Consider the following 17,639-nt stretch of genomic DNA (forward strand, 5'->3'; position numbering starts at 1 on the left):
GGGCTCGGGGCTCGGGGCTCGGCTACTACCGCGCCCGGCCCCAAGCAGTGCTCAATATTCTCGGCTCCCCCTGGAGCCCGACCCAATCAGCCGAGTCGTAAATCAGCCACACAGGACGTACAGAAAGTTCGAGCGTCTTGCGGTGCTAAGCCCCTCCCCACCGGGAGTCGTGTTCACGACCAGAGTGCGGAAATTGGACTCCCGCGCATGTGCGATCAGCGCCTGCTCCATGCCCCGGGCAATTTCTGGCAAGAACGCCTCGTAGATAACTACCATCCTCCGCCACCCATCGAGCCTATGCTGCTCGTAGCGCATCTTCGGGTGGGCTGTTGCCCCAATGTAGATACGCTCCCACTGGCTCATGTACCCATTGAGCATGTTTTTCAGGAGCGGCGTGGCCTCGCGGGCGCCAACAGCCGTCACAACCTTGTTCACGAACATGCGTGTCTCCTTTACGTGCCTAGGCCCTTGACCTAGGCACGCACTTTCCCATCTGTCCCGGGATTTCCCGAGAACACATACAGGCAATTATTGGAAGCAGTTGTCGGACGAGCCGAAACAGCGCCCATCTACCTTCGGCGCTGGTCGGACTCAGCCCCGGCATGGGCACCAAGGGCCGCCCCCACGGCCGCGAAGACGGCCGCTCCGATGGGCCCCCCTAGCGCGGCGCCGATGACGGCCCCTACCGTTCCTCCGAAACCACCACCCCGCGCGGCCCCTTCGTGCTGCCTGGGCACCAAGCCGTACCCCTCCTGAGGGCGCAGTTGACTATTGTTTCGCTTCATCTCGCTCTTCTCCTTTCACTGCATCGTTGTGTTGAAACCCCGGTGTCACCTGCTACTCCTTCCGAGGTGCTCTGCTCGGCTGCGTGCGGTTGCTTCGCTCAGCCCGACTCGCCTGAACCAATTCCTCGCACAACGTCTCCAGGTGGTGCGCATGAATGACTCTGGCCACATAGCTCGCCGAGTTAATCTTAAGAAGCTTGCCCGCCCTGTTCTTCACCCCTCCGGCCGCGCGCACGGCCTGCTCGACGACGGGGAGGTTGCGCGAGTCCAACCAATCCTTCGTGCCTGGAACCCGGGCAAAGGGCGCGGGCTGCGTCGGCGGTACTGAGAGCGCCGTGACCGTCGTGGGCTCGGGTTCCTCCGTGTGCTGCCGGAGAGCTTGGGCCAAGTGAACGATCATCGGGACGACCTTCTGGAACTTCAGTGCCCACTTGAGCAGACTCGAGCGGTCGTTGGGATCCTCCGAACCGAGCAACTGCATGAGAACCTGGATGGCCAGGCCCAGCAGCGGCGGGCCCTTGACGTCCTCCAATTCGGCTCCGAGCCGGGCATTCAGGGTTGAGATGATGGCGTTCGGGAAATGGCTCGTGGAGAGCTGCTGACGCAGCTCGGAGAGCAGGCTAACCGTGCGCAATTGGGCGAGCGCCTTCTCCAGCGCCGCCTGCGTCAGGGGAACGGGATTGCCCGGCCACATAAAGGCCAATTGGACGAAAGCCATCACCAACTCGTCTACCTCCTCGTTGTTGGCGACGGGCGGAGGCTCTTTGAGGTGCTCCTCGAGCACGGCATCGAGGGATTCCGGAAGGGTGTCGTAGTCCTTCGAGGCGTCGCTGCTGTCGAGCACCTGCGCCGTCAGGAGAATCTGCGAGGCGGTTCCCGTCGGAGGGTAAGCCTCCTCCACCAGACCATCCGGCAGGTGGGAGATTCGGATGGGGGCTCCCCGAGAGGCAACGGCGGCGTAGCGCATGGCATCGGACAGTTCGGCCACGTTGCCGTGCCATTCATACCGGCTCATCAAGGTGCGCACGGGCTCCGTCAGGTGCCCCGAATGGTGCGCGGTTCTCAGAACCTGCTCGGCGATGAGGAAGATGTCGTCCTGACGCTCGCGAAGCGGGGGAAGCTCGATGTGACAGGCACTCAAACGTTGGAGCAGGTCCTCCCGGAAGCGGCCATTGGCAACGGACTCGAACAGATTCGCGTTCGTCGCGGCGACGAATCGGGCCTGAGTGCGCAGGACCTCTGTTTCGCCCACGCGCCGGTACTCGCGCTCGCGCAGCACGCGCAGCAACTTCGGCTGGGCCTCGGTGGCGAGGTCCCCCACTTCATCCAGAAACAGGGTTCCATTCTCGGCTGCGGCGATCAGCCCTTCGTTGTCCTTGGCGGCTCCCGTGAAAGCCCCCTTCTTATGGCCGAACAGCTCACTCTCAAGCAGGCTGGCGGTGATGGCAGTGCAATTGATTGGGCTGAAGCCTTCCCGGCCACTCATCACATGGATGGCCTCCGCGAGCGCCCCCTTGCCCGTTCCCGTCTCGCCTGTGATGAGAACGGAATCATGACTCCGGGCATGGTCGATGGCGACCTGGAGCTGACACAGTAACCGAACGTCCTTGGTGATGAAGCGGTCGAGGGCGGATTCCCTCTGCTTGTAGCGCAGCAGCCACTGGCGCAGTCCCTCCTCATCCACGGGAATCTCGACCCCGACGCCACCCCCCGGAAGCCGGCTGATGCGGCATCGGTCATCTCCATCCCGGGCCCGGCGCTCCCAGTCTGGTGCCAGCTCGTTCAACAGCTCCTCCAGTCCGCGAGCCGAGGCGTGTGCTCGCTCCACGGCGTCGCGCGGCGTTCCCGTCAGGAGCGCGAGGGTGGAGAGCGCCTCTGGCGGGGCGGGAGTATGGAAGAGCTCGTGGCATGCCTGGGCCCAGGCCCGCGACCACGCGCGGTACTGATAGACGGGCAGACGCGCCAGGAGCACCTCTTCGGGTAGGACTCGAATGTTCACGGACTGGCCTTTAGCGCGAATTGTGCCAAGTGGCAGAGCCCAGTGATTCCAGGCACTTGGCGGGCGCGTCATCGTCTAGAAAATGCTCGGCTTCCACTAGAGCGCTCTCCAGAGATGCCTCCGGGAGTAGTTGTCCAACGCTTCTCCAGGGCGGCCGCTCCGCGACTGCGCGTACTTCCTGCCCTCTTGCTCCCCGGAACTCAATCCCGAGGAGCAGTGAAGCGCGAGCGTCAAGACGGCGTTGCTCAGCGCTCTACCTGGATGCGTCGAATGATTGCATTGACAGGCCCGCAGGGAGTTTCGGTGAGTCGAGAGTCGCCCCGCAACCCTGCGCGCTTACTTCGCTCAAGCCGGCCTTTCCCTTAACCCAGCAAGGTGAAGCTCATTGGTCGCATGACGCTCGTCCTCATGGCAGGGGCGGGTCGGTCGCGCCGTCCATGGAGAGAACGTTGACGCCCCCTTCAACGCGGAGGAGACACCATGGACACCTACCGTGTCGCGAGGCTGCCCGCGCGCCTGCGTGGCTTCGCACTACCGGACACGAGCACGCAGCGTGAGGCTACGTCGAGGCGGGTGATTATCTCGTGATCGAGGAGAAGGCCCGCTACCCTTCGCTCGACACGGATTACGCCCGGTTGGTGGTTCCGCAGATGGGGCGCTCGTTCCACCTGGGTGTGCACGCGCTGGCGCACCCAGCGCTACGCGACGCTCGTCTCCCAGGAGCGCGCGCCTGGCATGGCCCGGCTGTCGTTCGAGAGCGAGCCGCTGGCCGTCTTGGAGGAGCGTCTCATCGCGCTCCTGGGGGCGTTCCTCGACTACAGGTATGACGGGAGCAGGGCGTACTATCCATGGGCGCTGCCGGGCGTTCGTGTCCAACTCGCGCCGCCCCGGCTGAACAACTGCTGCACTTTCGTCGATGGCCTGCTGGTGAAGGCCTTCTCCGAGGCGCATGGCGCGTGGGACCGCGTCGCGCGTGCGGACGGTCATCAGCGACCGTCGGGCGGCGGCGGAGGTGCTCGGCAACCTGGAGGGGCCTATCGTCGCACTCGCAGCCCATGCGGGCGCAGTCGCCGCCGCAGCCGTCCTTGGGGCTTGACCGACCGCGCGGGAGACGCGGGGAGAGCTGCCTGGGGAGCCCCCGGGAAGGGGCTGGTATGCCCTGCGCCTGAACGTCTCCCCGACGGCCTGAACCAAGAATCTCTGCCGGCTCCCGTGGCAGCGATGTGGGGTTGCCCCCGACCGTCGTCGCCCGGCAGAGTCCGAGGAAACGGAGCATTGTCCTTCTTTCACCTTCGCTGGCACAAGCACTCATGGAGAGACGTCGAAGCGCCGATCCGGGCCGTCCGCCTCGACCGGAAGCCGCCGGAAGCCGCCGCCATCCCACGGCGCAGGACGTGGTGGGCGTTCTGAAGGAGGTGCTGCCCAGAGGGTTCGGCTTCGCGCAGCCGCTCACCGGCGAATCTCGCGACGACATCTTCCTCAACGCAACCCGGCTGGCCGCCCTGGGCGCGGCGCAGGAACGACGTCCCCAGGCGCTGCTTCTTCTGGGCGTCATCGAGAAGGGCGACGGAAAGCGCTCGGCCGTTCGCGCTCGACCGCTCGACCTCCGAGATGCGCGCGCAGCCTCGCTCCTATGGGACCGGGTGTTACGGGGAGGGAGTCGAAGGCTCGACGTCGAGCGTCTGCGAACGCTGGTGCCCTCCTTGCCCGTTGCGCTGCCGCTGCTCTTTGTTCTGCTCGACGAGCGGCCGGGCGACATGGACCTCCTCGACCCCATCGTGTCCCTGGTGCCGGGCAGCATCTGGCACGAGCCGGCGCTGCGGCCGATTCTGCACCTGGCGCCTTCTGCGGCGCGTGGCGACGTCTTCCTCGAGGCGCTGCGGCACGATCCCGAAGCGGCGCTCTCCCTGCTCGTGGATTGGAACGCGAAGCGCCGGCTGTTGGTGAAGGCGGCCTGGCTGGAGACGTTGTGGCGGCAGCTGCCCGCCCGGTGCGCGACGCTGGTCGAACTCGCCCAGAGCACCGGCCCGAGCGGCGAACCCGAAGAGAGGCTCCAGTGGGCGCGCCGTGGCATCGACTTGGGTGTCGGCGACCGCGCGACCTGGTGGGAACGGATCGCCAACGCGGTGGGCGAACTGGCCGCCGCACCGGCGAGCCGAAAGAACGCGCCCGACGCGGCCATGGACGATTGGACGCCGCTTGCCGTTGCACCGTCGTCCGTCGTCCGCGCACTGCTGCGGCGGTGGTATCCAGACATCGCCGCTGCCCTGCAAACCCTGGAGTCGGTGGCCAGATGGAGCCGCGAACAGGCGGCGATCCGGGCGGACGCGTTGTTGAAGGACCTCGATGCGCAGGACCGTGAGCTGGCTGAAAAGTGGGTGCCATCACGAGCGCTCGGCGAGAACACGGAGCTGCCGGTCCGCGCGCAGATGCTCACGGCGCGCGCCGCCGAGAAGTGGGCGTCGCGCTATCTGCAGTCGCTGGGACTCGGGGTGCGTGATGTCTCCATCGAGCAGCTCCAGCCGTCACTGCAAGAGTGGGTAGCGATGGACCTGCAGGTCGACGGGCGCCACGGCGTCGACGTGAAGAACTGTAGGCGTACCGTGAACGGCGGCATGCGCAGCGGCCGCTGGAAAGTGAAGACGTTCAAGGCGGACGCCGCGGGACGGAAGGTGACCCTCTGTGGCGTCAGCAGCCCATACACGCGGTGCGACGACCACGGAACGCTGTCGGTCTCCGGGGTTGAGTACATGGTGGTGCTGGGGGTGACGCACGCGGCGGAGGTGGATCAGTTGCTGCGGAGCTTCCGCGACGTCTTCGACGCGCACACGCCCGCGCGCACCACCCTGAAGGAAATGCCTGCCTGGGCGTGGGACTATCCCGACGCGCACTACCGCAAGCGCAATGACGCGCTGATAGCGCTGCGGGCCGCTGCAGGCGACGGCGTGTCGGTGCTCGCGCGCCGGTGGCATCGGGAGCTGCCGCCACTGCTTTGGTCCATCTGGAACGTGGAGTCGCCGGGCTTTGCGCAACTCGATGATCAGCAGCGTGCCTTCCTGCGCGATCTCGGGGAAGCCTGGCGCAAGACGCAGACCGGCGATGCCGTTCCGTCGTCCGTTCCACGCCTGCCCTGGCTCTACCTTTTCACCCTGCATGCGTGGTTGCGATGGCGCCGGTCGGGACGCCCGTCGGATGCAGGTCGTTTGAAGGCGCTGTTCACGTCATGCCGAGAGCCTTCTGCCGCGACAGACGAACCGTTCGAGGAGCTGCATGAGGCGGTCGACGAGGACGAGCAGGACGGAGAGGTGACCGAGGAGCCATACCTGTCGACTCGAACCGGCGGTGCGCCGCTGGCCGCAGGCATCGGCATTGCCGATCCCGCTCACACCCTAGACTATCTGCTCGATGCCCTGGGAGTGCTGGATCAGCACCTGTCGGCCGCGGAGTTCCAGCGCATCGAGCGGTTCACGTTCCACCCGAATGGTGTGCTGACGGGCACGTATGGCGATGGCCAGCGGCGGACGTTGCTCGCGCACTGCGGAGGCCAGCTGGAGAAGCGGATGGTGGACTGCGGCCACTGGCCGCTGACCTTTGGCCGCAACGAGACTTGCGCATGCGGCCGGCTAATCTGCCATATGTGCTCGTGCTGTACGGCATTTGCTCAACCCACCTGCCCACATGAAGTCGAACGGAAAGAGCGTGCGCGCGAAGCCCTCAGCCGCCTGACGTCACCCCGGACCTGGAGACGACGCTCGTGACGCTCTCAGCAGACGCCGCAGGCGGTTGCTGGCGCGGATGGAGCGGCGGCTAGTGCGCACGGTGTGGGCCTGGTAGCGGCGATGAGCGAAGCAGGTGGAGGCGACGGGCAAGCCTGGCGCGGGAACTGGGCACACTGGGTGGAGCGATGGAACAGCTCGCCCTGCCCCGGGGTGGAGCAACCCGCCAAGCAGCCGCGTTCCACTCGGAGTGGGAGCTGGGCGCGGCCAACGCTGTCGCGGTGTCCGTCTGGCGGGCTCCCCACGCTCGGCAGGCCGCTGCTTCTCCGCTTCTCGGACGGGGTACGGCGATCAGATACGATCTCCCTTCCTCCGTGACGGCTACATACCGTCGAGTCCGGAATGGCCCTGCCAGCACCGTCGGCGGATGTGCCGCGCCACCCGTGGACGCTCATCCAGGGGGGCGCAGCCAGTGGGGCTCGGGGCACACCTTCCTGGTCGTGGACTTCCACCCGGAGACGGACAAGGTGCTGGTGCTGGAGTCTAATGCCGCCTTCCGACTCGACGGTGTCGGCTTCCGTGGCCTCGGCAACCTGCGGGACGTCGGCCTCCAGCCGCCCGCGGACTGGTGGATGCGGAGCGAGGTGTGGACGTGGCGCCGCATCTGCTCGACGTACCCCCTTCCGCCGGGAGGCCTGGCTGAAGGTCAAGGCGCGGACGGCAGCAGGGCGCTGAGCCCTTACAGCCTCTAACAAATGTCAGGGTAGAGGCGACGCAAGAGCATGACGCAGCAGCCGAGGACGAGGAAGCCGAAGTGGACATCGTCCCTGCGCTCGTCGCGGACCCGAAGCCTGCGGAGCTGGTTCTTCCAGGCCAGCGTGCGCTCCACGACCCATCGGTAACGTCCGAGCCGTTCCTTGGACTCGACGCCAGGGCGAGCGATGCGCGGAGCGATGCCACGCAGGCGAAGTCCACGCCGGTTCTTCCTGGAGGCGTAGGCCTTGTCGCCGTGAAGTTTCCCAGGCCGCCGTCGTCGCTGCCCCGAAGGCATCCTCACCGCGGGCACGGAGTCGACCAGGGGGAAGAGTTCATGGGTGTCATGGACGTTGGCGGCTGTCACCGACTCGGTGAGCGGCAGGCCGTGAGCCTCTACGAGAAGATGATGCTTGCTACCCGCCTTCGCTCTATCCGTCGGGTTTGGGCCCGTGAGGGCCCCCTTTTTGACGCCCGCACGGACGCGGAGTCGATGGATGCGCGGGAGAAGTCCACCTTGCCGCGCAGGCCCAGTTCGTCCAGGAGCCGCTGCTGAAGGGCTTCCCACACGCCGGCCCGCGTCCACTCTTCCAACCTGCGCCAGGCCGTCATGCCCGACAGGCCGAACTGCTTGCGAGGCAGCATCTCCCACGGGATGCCACTCCTGAGCACGAAGACGATGGCCTCCAGTGCTGCCCGGTCGTCGGCTCGGGGGCGGCCTGGCTTCTTCTTGGGCCGGGGCGGAGGCAGCAGCGGCGCCACGCGCTGCCAGAAGGCATCGGGAACGAGTTCGCGGACCATGCCCCTCAAGCTGAGGATGCCCCTTGCCAACGACCAGCCCAGACCTGACTTTCGTTAGGTGCTCTTAAATGTTCGTGCTGCCAGCGCCCCTGTCTACAGGGTTATCGAGCGAGGGGTGGAGCAGCATGGCCAGATGCCGCGTCCCGGCCCACGGCAGGCAGCCCATGCGTGGGCTGCCCGCCGTGGACAGTTCCGGTTCAGTCAGAGTGGGGACAGCTACCCGACAGTCGGCTCCGCCTTCACCGCGATGGTGTAGGTGTAGCCAGGAGGGCCGAAGCATGGCGCCACCACATCGAGAATGCTTCGGTGGCAGCCGAGCCAATCATTCCACGCAACGTCAGCACCTACCTCGTCATCTCGAGAGACTGCCTGCGCTTGCACTGCTTGTGGAAGCTTGGCGATCTCTGCCGAGATGGTAGTCGTGAGGAAATGGAGGCTCTTCGGGTCCTCACACTGAGCGAAGAAGAGTCGACGAAGACGACGCTCAAGTCCGTGCGCGATGGCTGTCGACCCTGGATACAAAACGGGGTTGGCCTCGGAAAATCGGGACAGGTTCAAGATGCCGCTCTTCACCACGTCGTCGGACCGCCGTTCAACAACGTCGACAACGGTTCGGAACGAGCTGTGCCGGTGTGCTGCGATCTGCGATGTGATGGCCTCCGCATCGGACTCGGTCAGGCCCTGCTGCACGGATCGAGCGCGAGTCCGCTGCCCAAGCTGCCATCTGCATTGCTCAACCAAGACAGGCTCCCAACGGCGCGTGCCGCTTAGCGTGCCGCAGCCAGCCACTGCGGTGAACGCGGGACCGTTCCACATGCGGGTGAGTCGGAAGGTCCAAACGTCGATGCTGGCGAGCACCCAGGCAAGGTCCACTGCGCCTGTTCGTGGATCGCCAGACGCGATCACGATGTGTTCGAACGGCGTCTCTGTCTCCTTGACCAACTCGCGTCGCAGCCGACGAATGCCCGCTAGCTCGTCGGGTGCCAGTCCCCAACACACCCGCTCGAGGAGTGACGTAGGGGCAGCGCCGTGCAACACGATGTCGCGTATCGCGTCGGTCGCCGATGTCAGCCATCCCGAGCGTGTGAAGCGGTGAGCACCCGCGTCGGCGAGTACCTCATCGAAGGCGAGGAGCGCACACTTCAGCGCTGCGACCTCCATCTTAGGGGCCAGGACAGGAACGCCACCTCTTCGTCCCTCGACCTCCTTCGTAGCGATCTCACTGGACTGCGTCCAACTTCCTGGTGGCCAGCCAGCGCTCGCTGCGAAACGGAGCAAGGCGCCCGGGTCCTGGTGGACGACAGCGGAAGGGCGACCTTCAGCGTCTCGTTGCTCAACAATCATCCCGCGAATGCCGATTTCCCCACCTGGATAGAGGCGATGCTGACCGTGCCCTGCTACCGCGATTTCGACCGCGCCTTGCTCATGCTCAGATGAGAGCAGCGGCGCGAGATAGTTGAACGCGTTGGCGTACGGTGCCGCGAGGAGATCGTCGAAGCCGTTGGACGTCGCGTTATTGAAGCTGTTGCTGGTGATGCGACGGGAACGGATGCGCCCACCAAGCGAGCGCGGGAGCGCATGTTCCTCCCGCGTCGTCTGGGGGAGTTCAACTCCGGTGAAAAGACACGTCGGCATCGATACCATAACGGCACCTGCTCCAAGTCGCTGGGAACCATCATCCTAGCACCCGTACGCCGATATCGCCGGTGCGCGGGCTGCTCTTCGTCCGCTCCTTCTGGCACGCGAGCGCCACGGCCCAGAACTTGTCGGCGTGCCCGCGGTTGGTGCGCTCCGCGTCGAAGGACACCTTCCCCGAGGGGAGTACCCGGCGCTTGATGGAGTGAATCTGCCCGACGACTCAGCATTCTCGGGGCGGTTTAGGTGGGGGAAACTGCATGGAGCGTCGGCTGGGAGGTTATGGCTGTGAGTTCTTGGCTGTTTGGATATGGCGACGAATACCTAGTTTGGACATTGTTGTCGCTGCTCCTTCGACGATGTTTCGGAATTCGTCAGCAGAGATGGAGCTGTGCTTTCCTCGGTATGTTGCTGGTATCTTGTTGTAGATGGCCGTTTTCTGAAATACCAGAAATGCCCCGTCATTGAAGAATCGGAAGACCCTTTTTCTTTTCTTGATGGGCGCTTCCTTTTCCTGATCTTCATCGTCCGGGGCGGTTCCGGGGATGTGGTATTGCCCTCCGGCGTCAATCAAGTCTTCGTGAGTCGCGCCTTCTGCGAGATTGTAAAGGCCGGTAGGAGTGAGTTTCTCAATTTCTAGTCGAAAGTAGTTCCATTGTGGCTCGTGCCCGAAGGATTCGAACATGAGCCTTACAGGTTTGGCTACGACGAAGAATCCCTGTACCCACAGTTCGATGCAGCCATCTTCGCGGGCACGGTCGGCACCTGTTAGGTCGAAACCACCTGACTTCGGAAACATTAGATGACCGAGGCTTGAGATCCTGCCCAGAAAGCTAAGTGTAGAAGTGATGTCCTCGAGACTTGTCCATGATGCTCGGATTGGAACGGAGATGGGAAATAGGCGACGCTGTGCATCATCCCAATCCAGTGGATTGTGGAGCCGATAGTCGGAAGCCTCGGTAATCCAGTCTTTGAGTCGCGTCGCGAACTCATTCATTGTGGGGCGCAACTCTGGGGTGTGCGCAGTGGCGTCCGTCAGAAGGGATTCGAGGCCGGTTAGGTGTATGCGTGGTAAGTGCTTGCGAAGGCTGGTGTCTGACATGTGGTTGTATTGGCCTTCGAAGCCTTTTTCTTCCCTTGTTAATAATATCCATAAAGTTTTGGCGAGCGAGAAGACGTCCGCTGGACGTGGGTCGGCATCCTTCGGGAAGCGCCTCATTTCAGGCGCCATCGTCCATCTTGAGCCGACATCTTCTTGTGCGCCTGTCAGGTCCTCTTTCTCGGCAAACGTTACGAGACCAAAGTCGGCCAAATAGTAGCGGTCATTGCGATACAGAATATTGGCGGGTTTGATGTCCCGATGGCCGATATCGCGAGCGTGGAGTGCAGCGGCAGTCTTGGCGATTTGGACTATTGCCTTTGCTTTTTCGAAGATGGTGGCTTCGGCGAGGACGTCGGCGGCCCCCTGTGCACGTGGCATTCCGAACCACGCTAGTTCACTGCCAGGCGTTTCAGGGATCCGTTCGTCAAGCACTGGGAGAATCCCTTCGATGTCGGAACATCTCTTCAGTATTGCAACTTCGTCTCGGAATCGCTTCAGCGCATTGGGGCCATTCTTGGCCAGAGTCTTAATCGCGATCTCCTCACCCGACTCAGAGATGGCGAGCCATACGCGCCCGTTACCGCCTCCGCCCAGGCGACCTCGCAGAGTCCATCGCCCAAGTTTCATTCCAGGGTTTGCTTGCATTGTCTGGGGCTGCCTTTCGGCGGGACATCATATCTTGTTTGGTTGAGGGCTGAACGGTTTCTCGCTAGATTTGTGGTCGCATGTATTGTTCTTGGAGGGTGCCTATTGACCCTTACCCAATCACGCGCACGCCGATCTCCCCCCTACCTCGTCGCTCCGGTCCTCGCTCGCGCTGGCACGCCAGGGCGACGGCCCAGGACTTGTCCGCGTGCCCGCGGTTGGTGCGCTCGGCGTCGAAGGACACCTTCCCCGAGGGCAGCACGCGCCGCTTGATGGAGTGAATCTGCCCGACAAGCTCACGCTGGCGCGGCAGGGTAACGTCGCGGCGCTGGAGGAGAATCTTGAAGTCGGTGGCCCAGCGCTCCTTGGCCTCGTTGGTGACGTTCTCCGCCACCACCTGGGGGGAAGTCGCGGGCGAGGTTCTCCGCGAGGTTCATGCCGATGTCACTCCTGTCGACGGACAGGCGCGCCACGGGCAGGACGGAGAGGAGGCGCCGCAGGTGGGCCTCCTGCTCCGCGAAGGGCACTCCTTCGAAGCTGCGAAGCATGCGGCACGTGAATCGGCCCTTCACCGGGGCTGGCGAGTCCGTTCATGTGGGCGCCGACAAGAACTTCTCAGGGAAACGTTGCCGAGTTATGCTCTTCGATGGGGGTGACGATGAGCCGGATTGCGCCGTTTACCTGCTCGATCACTTTGATTTGGAACTCCATACCTTCCGCTACGAAGTAGCGGTAGAAGGTGGGGCCGGCAGTGCTGGCGAAGGGCGCGCCTGATGCGAAGGTTACGATAAGCTCGGCCTCATCCTTTTCCATGGCGGCAGTCAGTTCTGTCTGGCGGACAAGAACATTGAAGTCACCGCCGGAGGATTGTTCTAGCGGTCCCGCCTTGATTGTTCCGGTCACGTTCACGACATGGCTCATAGCGCCCCCGGTGGATAGTCCTGCGGGCCCGAGTATAGGTTGGCGAGAGTGTCGTGTCGCGCATACCCGCTGGAGTCCTCGGAGACCCCTCCCACCATCAGACTATGTTGCCCTGCCCCGCGGAACGGTGGACGAGGAGCGAGGCGTGGACGTGGCGCCGCATCTGCTCGACGTACACTTTCCTTCGGCAGGCTTGGCTGAAGGTCAAGGCGCGAGGGCTGGGGCACTGCTCCAAGCTGGCTGCCTCACTTCGCAGTGAGGGTGTCCTCCAGGGGCATGCGAGGGGTATTGTGGCGCCCAGGCAGTCTGTGACCGCTCACCTCACCTCCAGATTCGGCATGCCGAACGACCACTACGTCACCAATGCTCTAACGGAACCATGGCGCGATGGGTCCTTCCTCTGGTGCTTCGATTTCGCAGACCGGAGAATACGCCGAGAACCGGCGTCCAGGCTGTTCGCCAAGGAGGGGCTCAACTCACCAGCGGCAGAGGCCTCGCTGAACAGGTTCATTGAGAGTCCGTTGCTTGAGTTTCGACACAAACTCCGTACGAACAAACTCACCCCCAACAAGCTCTCGCAGTGGAGAATGTACAGATCCTTGCTGCTGTTCCCGATGGTGCAGACCGCCCGCATCCTTCAACTCCGTGATCCACAAGGCGGCCACCTGGAGAAATTCTTCGCGCATGGGGAGCAGGGGCTTGATCAGATGGCTCAAGAACGCCACGCGAACTCCCATGTCATGACCCTAGGGGTGAGTGATCTTCCGAGTGGATGGCTTTTCTACCCTGAGATTGGCTTCTTCCAGTTCCCAGCCCCACTGCTCCAGCCTTCACCCGAACTAGGCTTATCCGCCAGAGGCGTGGCAGTACCTCTTACGCCCTATCTAGCACTGGCCGCTGTCCCCAAAGGTGCGGACTTGGCAAAGATTGAGAAGGACCGGGGGCAGCTTCAGTTGTGGTCGGTGGGCTTGAACGATGATTGTCGACGCATCGCTATCCCGGCGCCTGTGTTGCGTAAACATCAAGACGAGGTTTGCGAAGACATCGTCGCGATGCGTGAACGGATAACCCTGTGTGAGCGCTTCAGGCTTAGTGCCAACGAGTTGGCGAAGTCCCAGTTGTGAGAAGCGGGCTCCCAAGTGCGGCTCGCAGTTGGTTGTGTCGCACCGTTTGGGTCGCAGCGGGCTGGGCCCACTGCGAAGACTGGCAGTTTGCTAGCCTTCTCGAGTGGGGCCAAGCTCGTCTTCGCCTAGTTCAATTGGCTTGTTCTTCTGGCGACTGCCTGATTCAGTTAGTGGCGCGATGTCGATTACGATAGGCAACGTCACCCAGCCATCACCTCTTATGACCTCGGGAAGCTTGAATCGAGGGCCCCCTTCTCGGAAAACAACGTAGAACGCCTCGGTTATGTCGTATTTTGTTCCTTTGATCCGAGTCACAGCATCGTACAGTTCGTGCGTGCCCTGAATAATATGGTGGCGGGCCTTCTTCCCATCGCGATAGCGCTTCGCTTCCACATAGAGCACTGATGGATCAAGCAAGTCTGGTTGGAGCCCTCCTGCCAATGGCCTGGTTAGCGGAGAGAGACCTTGATCAAACAGCCATCGGGCGAGTTCTGCGGTGAGGACGTCCTCGGGGCGTTTTGATTGTTCCGCCAATTTTCTGAGGCGATCTCGATCATGCCATTCACATCGCTCTTTGAATCGGTGAAGCAGAGCGATGAGGCTTCGCCGTGTTCCAATCCGCCGGATAAGATCTTCATGAACGAAGGACGCGACTGGGTGAAGCGTTGATACAAGTTGCTCCACTGAGTCCTGTGGGATGCTTCCACCCAATTGCCTGCGCATCCACTGGGAAATGTCGGACCCGCCTGTGGGCGAGTAGAGCTTCTCGCGGAGCGCCTCGAGATTATTGGCAAGGCTGATTTGATGATCATCCCAGCGCGCGGCGAGATCGTTTGGTGTTTTGATTTCATTTGGTTCTGGATTTAGTGCTGAGAGCGTTTGCTTTAAGCGGAGGAGGAACATGCCTGGGTCGGTGAGCTTCTCGTCCAGGAATAGTCGATGCGTATGAAGATGGCGGTCGTGCAACGTCATCAGCCGCAGGTAGAGCGGAGTGAGTTCGGGCCTTTGGTTTTGCTTGATGCCGGCAGTGTTCCCCTGGATGTCTTCATGAAGACGCATGGCGCTCTCAAGCTTTCCCACGAGGATAGGGAGTAGTTCCCCTGTGCGTGAGTTGTCTCTCGTGTCAACGGGATCAACCGGGCGAGGCTGTTCCGTTGCGATCTCATTGAAGTGTGCGAAGGTGTACCTGTAGCCAGTATCGTCACTGTCTATCGCTGGCTTAACCGTTAGGGTGTCGTCCGAGGCCGGCTCCTGCGCTAGGAACTCGTCTCGAATCGAGCATAGGCTCTTGATGCAGGCGGTGTCATGCTCCCAATGCCGATGCACAAGTTGCGTTGCCTCTGCTTCCATGTCGCTAAGCAGCATGCGAATTCTGGGGTCGGTTGATAGGGTCCGTAACCATCGGCGGACGTGCCGAATGTATGCTCGCCCTGAGAGGCCCGAGAGGAACTTGAACTGCCGCTCAGCGAATGGTGCCAAATCACTGTTCATATTTTGGGTGTCGAGCCGCCGGTTCTGCGTGCTCCTGCTAGGGGATGCCTAGTAGATATGGTCGCGGATGGCGGGGTTTGAGTGCAAGGTGAAACGGGCCAGTCTGTTACTGGGAGTAGCCCAGTTCCGTGGCTCTCCCGCACTTCGTGTGGGCCGGAGGTTCAGACGGTGAGCAGCACGCGACGACGCAGCAGGTCGAAGCTGGCGCGGCCATACATCTGACGCTTGAGAAGCTTGAGCTTCGTGATTTGGCCCTCGGCCTGGGCGTTACTCCAGAGAGAGGTCGGCGCGGCCCGGACGGCATTGCCGTCCTGTTCGAGTCCCTCCGCAAAGGTCTCCACGCGCGCACACCGCACGCGCGAGCCTCGCCCAGCCACGCTTCGAAGGGCCTGCAGAACCTCGTTGGCCGTGCTCCCTGTGAAACGCCTCGCGAGCGCGCGACCTCACAGAAGCGCCGAGTCAATGCGACGACACGCGCAGCTTCCTCGTCCTGCTCAATGCGCTCCAACGTCGCGGTCTCCGTGGAGGTCAGCTCGCAGGGCCTCTTCACGCACAGCCATGCCAGTTGCTTCGGCGAGGCGAGCGCGTCGGGGCGCGTGCCCTTCGCCCACCAATTGCCGCCGGGGTAGCTGCGCGCCCCTGAGCGAGGTGGAACAGTCCGCCGCATCTGGAGCCAACGGTGGACCTGGCTTTGGGTGCCACGAAAGCCCTGGGCGCGAATCTCCCGCCAGAGGGCACACGCGTTCTCACACCCCGCGGCCTGTCGCTGCGTCAGGTACTCCAGATACGGGTCGAGGATGCTGGGGCCAGGCACGCGCGCCGCGCGCTCGGGGAAAGCTTCCGCGGCGGCATATTTGCGCACCGTTCCTCGCGCCAGCCCCAGCGTGCGACTGATTCTCAGCAGAGGTTCCCCCGCCAGGTGACGACGCCGGACGGCTTCGTATGCAGCGACACGCTGGGAGCGGCTCCCCTCTCGGGCGCGAGCTTCGGCGTGAGTTCGCGAGAAGCTGGTGTGACGGCGTGCAGGGGTGGCGCCTCCGCTCGACACGGCTGGGAGTGCCCGAAGTCGGGGGTGAGCGCCGGTCATCCATCGTTCCATCATCTGCCGCCCATTCAGCAGCAAGTGCCAGCGGTCCGCCACCTGCTGGGCCTCTGGAGCGCCCAGCACGGCCGCGCGTGCGTACTCTGTCGACCGGTCTCTGGCGATGACTTCCACGCCAGGGTGCTGGCGCAGCCAGGCGCTCACCGTAGGCGTCGAGCGGTCTGGCAACACATCGCGGACGCAGTGCGCTTCCAGGTCGACGAGGATGGAGCCGTAGGTGCGGCCCTTGCGCAGCGCCCAGTCGTCGAGGCCCAGGACGCGAGCCGAGCTGGGAGGAGGCAGCGGAGTGTGGCGAATCAGCCGCAGGAGGGTGTCTGGACTGGTGGGCATCGACAGGGGCTTGAGCAGCCTGGCTCCAGCCTCGGCCCCCGTGTCAATGGCCGGGGTCATGGACCGCAGTCGGGTCGGCCAAGCGGATCGGGGTGACGAGTTCGTCAGGCAGCCGCTGTTCGAGTTCGCGGCGTTGGCGAGAAGGGGTCGGCCAAGCGGATCGTTTCCGGTGACTACCGAGCCTCTGCGGAGGAGGACTTCCGGCGCCGGGTCGGGGGCGGGTTGCGGAAGCTGTCGCCTTCGATGACAAGGACGTGGGAGTGGTGGAGGAGCCGGTCCATGGCGGCGCTGGCCATCAGCGGGTCGCCGAAGAGGGGTGGCCACTCTTCAATGGCGCGGTTGGAGGTGATGACGGTGCTCTTGCGCTCGTACCGTTGGCGGACGACTTCGTAGAGGTCCGCGGGCTCATCCTGCGTGAGGCCACGCAGGCCGAGGTCGTCGATGATGAGCAGCTCGGGCGAGGTGAAGCGCAAAAGGCGCTTCTCGTAGGTGCCGTCGCCCCGGGCGGCGCGCAGCTGCTGGAGAAGCTCGTGGGCGCCGAGGTAGAGGGCGCTGTAGCCGGCGCGGCAGGCGCGGTGGCCGAGGGCCTGGGCCAGGTGGGACTTGCCGACGCCCGTGGGGCCGACGATGAGGACGTTGTCGTGGCGCTCCAGGAAGCCGCACGTGCCCAGCTCCAGCACCTTGGCCTTGGGGACGCTGGGGTTGAAGTGGAAGTCGAAGTCCTCGAGCGTCCTGGCGTGCTCGAAGGAGGCGCGGCGCACGCGCTGGGACAGCTGCTTGGAGTCGCGTCGCTCCGCCTCGTCGCCCAGCAGCCGGTAGAGAAACTCGGAATGGGAGAGGTTGTCGTCCACCGCCTGCTGGGTGCGCAGTTGCAGGGACTGGAGGACACCGGACAGGCGCAGCTTCTTGAGCAGGGGGACGAGCGCGTCAGTGGGACTCAATTTCAGACTCCTGGGGCACGGCGGGGTGGTGCAGCAGCTCGGCCACGCTGCGTGCGAAGCGCGGCTGAGGAAGCGAGGCCGTCGCCGGGGCCGCGAGCGCCAGGGGCAGCGGCTGCAAGTCCAGGCCCTGGCGCAGCAGATTCTTGATGGCCCGGTAGGTGTACGCGCCGTAGTAGTGGGCCCTGCGGGCGGCGGCCTGGGCGCGCTCGGGCGGGAAGCCTTCCAGGTGGGTGACGATGGCCTGCACCGCGCGCAGCTGCGAGAGCACGTCGTCGGAGTCGAAGACGGCACGCA

13 protein-coding genes and 2 pseudogenes are annotated in these 17,639 nt (G+C 63.7%); 3 read left to right on the forward strand and 12 right to left on the reverse strand.

What is annotated here, in order from left to right; genetic code table 11:
- Positions 1 to 102: 102 nt before the first annotated feature.
- Positions 103 to 441 carry a hypothetical protein gene (locus D7V97_RS24110; RefSeq protein WP_120612994.1) on the reverse strand — a complete coding sequence of 113 codons (339 nt, stop codon included), beginning with the start codon at positions 439 to 441 and terminating at the stop codon, positions 103 to 105.
- Positions 442 to 837: 396 nt separating this feature from the next.
- Entirely contained in the window at positions 838 to 2,784 is a 1,947-nt protein-coding gene (locus D7V97_RS24115; RefSeq protein ID WP_120612995.1) for a sigma 54-interacting transcriptional regulator, read from the reverse strand.
- A 1,397-nt stretch (positions 2,785 to 4,181) separates the two neighbouring features.
- Between D7V97_RS24115 and D7V97_RS24125 the strand changes: the two genes are divergently transcribed.
- The gene (locus tag D7V97_RS24125) at positions 4,182 to 6,542 is read left to right on the forward strand and encodes a hypothetical protein (RefSeq protein ID WP_147444955.1); all 2,361 of its coding nucleotides are present in this window, start codon (positions 4,182 to 4,184) and stop codon (positions 6,540 to 6,542) included.
- 401 nt (positions 6,543 to 6,943) lie between these two features.
- Positions 6,944 to 7,252 carry a hypothetical protein gene (locus D7V97_RS24130; protein ID WP_233583153.1) on the forward strand — a complete coding sequence of 103 codons (309 nt, stop codon included), beginning with the start codon at positions 6,944 to 6,946 and terminating at the stop codon, positions 7,250 to 7,252.
- Here D7V97_RS24130 and D7V97_RS24135 read toward each other — a convergent pair.
- The 5 genes from D7V97_RS24135 to D7V97_RS24160 all read right to left on the reverse strand — a co-directional run bounded on the left by D7V97_RS24135 (position 7,249) and on the right by D7V97_RS24160 (position 12,345).
- Positions 7,249 to 8,054 (reverse strand): IS5 family transposase gene (locus D7V97_RS24135; RefSeq protein WP_120613003.1). Its coding sequence is split into 2 segments (ribosomal slippage): positions 7,249 to 7,709 and positions 7,709 to 8,054, totalling 807 coding nucleotides; the frame shifts between segments, so codons are not numbered across the junction. The two genes, D7V97_RS24130 and D7V97_RS24135, sit on opposite strands and share 4 nt — an antisense overlap.
- Positions 8,055 to 8,270: 216 nt before the next feature.
- Positions 8,271 to 9,698 carry a hypothetical protein gene (locus D7V97_RS44240; RefSeq protein ID WP_147444956.1) on the reverse strand — a complete coding sequence of 476 codons (1,428 nt, stop codon included), beginning with the start codon at positions 9,696 to 9,698 and terminating at the stop codon, positions 8,271 to 8,273.
- Positions 9,699 to 9,969: 271 nt separating this feature from the next.
- On the reverse strand, positions 9,970 to 11,418 hold the full coding sequence (locus D7V97_RS24145) for a protein kinase (RefSeq protein ID WP_158623446.1): 1,449 nt from the start codon (positions 11,416 to 11,418) through the stop codon (positions 9,970 to 9,972).
- Between the two features lie 130 nt (positions 11,419 to 11,548).
- On the reverse strand, positions 11,549 to 11,830 hold the full coding sequence (locus tag D7V97_RS45410; RefSeq protein ID WP_233583155.1) for a terminase: 282 nt from the start codon (positions 11,828 to 11,830) through the stop codon (positions 11,549 to 11,551).
- Between the two features lie 221 nt (positions 11,831 to 12,051).
- Positions 12,052 to 12,345: a hypothetical protein gene (locus D7V97_RS24160; RefSeq protein WP_147444958.1), complete on the reverse strand. Its 294-nt coding sequence runs from the start codon at positions 12,343 to 12,345 to the stop codon at positions 12,052 to 12,054.
- Between the two features lie 611 nt (positions 12,346 to 12,956).
- Between D7V97_RS24160 and D7V97_RS45415 the strand changes: the two genes are divergently transcribed.
- Positions 12,957 to 13,481, forward strand: a complete 525-nt coding sequence (locus tag D7V97_RS45415; protein WP_199728917.1) for a hypothetical protein — start codon at positions 12,957 to 12,959, stop codon at positions 13,479 to 13,481.
- Between the two features lie 90 nt (positions 13,482 to 13,571).
- Here D7V97_RS45415 and D7V97_RS44245 read toward each other — a convergent pair whose 3' ends face one another.
- From D7V97_RS44245 to D7V97_RS44785, 5 genes and pseudogenes are all read right to left on the reverse strand, one after another.
- Positions 13,572 to 14,846 (reverse strand): hypothetical protein, encoded by a 1,275-nt coding sequence (locus D7V97_RS44245; protein ID WP_147444960.1) that lies wholly within the window; start codon positions 14,844 to 14,846, stop codon positions 13,572 to 13,574.
- Positions 14,847 to 15,133: 287 nt separating this feature from the next.
- Positions 15,134 to 15,367, reverse strand: coding sequence for a hypothetical protein (locus tag D7V97_RS46040; protein ID WP_233583157.1), 234 nt, complete (start codon positions 15,365 to 15,367; stop codon positions 15,134 to 15,136).
- A pseudogene (locus tag D7V97_RS24170) lies at positions 15,361 to 16,464 on the reverse strand (transposase); the annotation flags it as partial. The gene D7V97_RS46040 and the pseudogene D7V97_RS24170, both read right to left, overlap by 7 nt.
- Positions 16,465 to 16,577: 113 nt before the next feature.
- Positions 16,578 to 17,345 carry an IS21-like element helper ATPase IstB gene (gene istB, locus D7V97_RS24175; RefSeq protein WP_120613002.1) on the reverse strand — a complete coding sequence of 256 codons (768 nt, stop codon included), beginning with the start codon at positions 17,343 to 17,345 and terminating at the stop codon, positions 16,578 to 16,580.
- Positions 17,332 to 17,639: pseudogene (locus tag D7V97_RS44785) on the reverse strand (hypothetical protein); the annotation flags it as partial. The gene istB and the pseudogene D7V97_RS44785, both read right to left, overlap by 14 nt.

Origin of the sequence: Corallococcus sp. CA053C, from assembly GCF_003611675.1 — a bacterium.
Lineage (GTDB): Bacteria > Myxococcota > Myxococcia > Myxococcales > Myxococcaceae > Corallococcus.